Source organism: Tepidimonas sp. (genome assembly GCF_029335975.1).
Lineage (GTDB): Bacteria > Pseudomonadota > Gammaproteobacteria > Burkholderiales > Burkholderiaceae_C > Tepidimonas.
Window position 1 is genome coordinate 1 of sequence record NZ_JARJMT020000011.1, and the last position, 2,573, is coordinate 2,573.

At 66.8% G+C, this 2,573-nt stretch carries 5 protein-coding genes; all 5 read right to left on the bottom strand.

The annotated features are described in order from the left end of the window. A partial coding sequence (locus P3W97_RS00570) for a recombination protein O N-terminal domain-containing protein (protein WP_300843038.1) occupies nt 1–131 on the bottom strand: 131 nt, incomplete at its 3' end. A 19-nt stretch (nt 132–150) separates the two neighbouring features. Continuing rightward, nucleotides 151–1,071: a GTPase Era gene (gene era / locus P3W97_RS00575; protein ID WP_300843035.1), complete on the bottom strand. Its 921-nt coding sequence runs from the start codon at nt 1,069–1,071 to the stop codon at nt 151–153. Nucleotides 1,072–1,097: 26 nt separating this feature from the next. Further along, on the bottom strand, nt 1,098–1,790 hold the full coding sequence (gene rnc, locus P3W97_RS00580) for a ribonuclease III (RefSeq protein ID WP_300843039.1): 693 nt from the start codon (nt 1,788–1,790) through the stop codon (nt 1,098–1,100). A gap of 15 nt (nt 1,791–1,805) precedes the next feature. Then, nucleotides 1,806–2,150: a DUF4845 domain-containing protein gene (locus P3W97_RS00585; RefSeq protein ID WP_300843036.1), complete on the bottom strand. Its 345-nt coding sequence runs from the start codon at nt 2,148–2,150 to the stop codon at nt 1,806–1,808. 76 nt (nt 2,151–2,226) lie between these two features. Next, nucleotides 2,227–2,573 (bottom strand): signal peptidase I (gene lepB / locus P3W97_RS00590; RefSeq protein WP_300843037.1); only part of this gene is annotated, 347 nt, incomplete at its 5' end.

Consider the following 2,573-nt stretch of genomic DNA (forward strand, 5'->3'; position numbering starts at 1 on the left):
GTGGGCCGCTTGACCCCCTTGCCCACCAGCACCACGCGGCCGTGGTGGCGGGTAAACAGTTCCAGGATCAGGCTGGACTCGCTCCAATCGTGCTGGTGGAGCACATAAGCGGGCTCGTCATGCACCCGCATCCGCTGGCGTGTGGCCACGTCACTCGTAACCGTAGGCGCGCACCCGGGCTTCGTCGTCGGACCAGCCAGAGCGCACCTTGACCCACAGTTCCAGGAATACCTTACCGCCCCACAGGCGCTCCAGCTCCTGGCGCGCCTCGGTGCCGATGCGCTTGAGGCGCTCGCCCCCCTCGCCAATGACCATACCCTTGTGACCCTCGCGCTCGACGATGATGGTGGCGGCGATGCGGCGCAGCTCGCCCTCCTGCTCGAAGCGGTCCACGACGACCGTCGAGGTGTAGGGCAACTCGTCGCCGGTCAGACGAAAGAGTTTTTCACGCACCAGCTCACCGGCCAAAAAACGCTCGCTGCGGTCGGTCAGGTCATCGGCATCGTACAGCCACGGCTGCTCGGGCAGATAGCGTTCGCACAGCGCCAGCAGGCGCTGCACATCGCGCGGCTGCTTAGCACTCATGGGGAAGAACTCGGCAAACGGGTGGCGCTCCTGCATATTGCGCAGCCAAGGCGCGATCTCCACACGGCGGTGTACCCGGTCCAGCTTGTTGGCCACCAGGATCACCGGCACGCCAGGGGGCAACAGCGCCAGCACCTTGGCGTCTGCCAGGTCGAAGCGTCCCGCCTCGACCACGAACAGCACCAAGTCCACGTCGGCCACGGCACCCAGCACCGTCTTGTTGAGCGCGCGATTGAGCGCGTTGCCGTGCCGGGTCTGAAAACCCGGCGTGTCCACAAAAACGAACTGCGTCGCCCCCTCGGTGCGGATGCCAGTGATGCGGTGGCGGGTGGTTTGCGCCTTGCGCGAGGTGATGCTGAGCTTGTGGCCCACCAGGGCATTGAGCAGCGTGGATTTGCCCACGTTGGGCTTGCCGACGATGGCGATGAAGCCGCAACGCTGGGGACCAGTGGGCTCGGCGTCTGGGGGCGTAGAAGGTGTACCCATGGACGGGGCACCGGGGGATGAGGCTGTCATGGCTGAGCGTTTCGGCTAGGCAGGCCGCGGGTGTACAGATGATCCAACATCACGGCGGCCGCGGCCTGCTCGGCCGCGCGGCGCGAGCCCCCGCGCCCAGTGGCGGGTGCCACGCCCTCCACACGGCATGCGACCTCGAAGGTCTGGGCGTGCGCCTCCCCGTGGATGGCGACCACCTCGTAGACGGGCAGCGGTCGGCGGCGAGCCTGCAGCCACTCCTGCAGCGCCGTCTTCGCATCCTTGCCCAGACCGGGCCGCAGCTCGACGCCCTCGTACCAGCGGCGGGCCACGGCCTGCGCCGCCTCGAAGCCCGCATCCAGATACAGGGCCCCCAACAGCGCCTCGACCGCATCGGCCAGGATGGAGGCCCGCTCGCGCCCGCCCGAGCGCTGCTCGCCCTCGCCCAGGCGCAGCAGGGCCGGCAGGCCCAGCTCCAGCGCGATGCGGTGCAAGGCGTCCTGCCGCACGAGGCTGGCGCGCGCCCGCGACAGCTCACCTTCCGCCTGCTGCGGCAGGCGCTCGACGAGCAGGGTCGACACCGCAAGGCCCAGCACGGCGTCGCCCAAAAACTCCAGTCGCTCGTAGTGGTCGGCCGAATGGCTGCGATGCGTCAAGGCCCGCACGAGCAAATCGGGTTGGCGGAACCGATGCCCCAACCGGCGCTGCAGCGCCTCCAGCCCCGTCGCCAGTGAATCAGTCATGGATCATGAATTGTGGCCTCGGTACTTGAGCAGCAGGTACACCGGGCCGAAGAGGTGGATTTCCTTGTCGTAGGCGAACTCGACGACGATGCGCGCGCCGTCCTTGCGGATCTCCAAATCCTTGCCGCTGACGGCATCGAAATAATCAGCGGCCTTGGCCCGCTCGAAGGCGCTGCGGATCTCGGAGACCGTCGCGCCGCTCTGTGCGGCGCGGTTGACGGCTTTTTGGATCGCCAGGTACTCGGTGACCGTGGGCACCACCTTGGCTGTCAGCACGATCAGCAGGGCTGCCACGACCCCGAAAAACATCATCCCAATGACGGTCACCCCGCGCTGATCCCGCTTCATGCTCACCCCCGTGCAGACGCAAACGCCAGCTTGGCCGCTGCCTGAACCATGATAGCGCCAATCGAGCCGGGTGCGTTCATTCGAACGAACCGATGCGCCCCAGATCGCCGAAGTTCATCCACACGAACACCGCCTTGCCGACGATGTTGCGTTCGGGCACGAAGCCCCAATAGCGCGAATCGAGCGAGTTATCGCGGTTGTCGCCCATGACGAAATAGTGACCTTCGGGCACGCGGCAGCTCACGCCCTCGACGCTGTAGCGGCAGTGCTCGCGCCCCGGAAAATCTGCCACCACCGGGATGAACGCCGGCCGCTCATCGTCGAGCAGCGTGTGCACTCGGCGGCCGCCGATCTCCTCGACGAACTGTTTGTGGTAGCGCATGGCTTGGGCGTCGTAAAAATCCGCTTCCGCGGTGCGCGGCA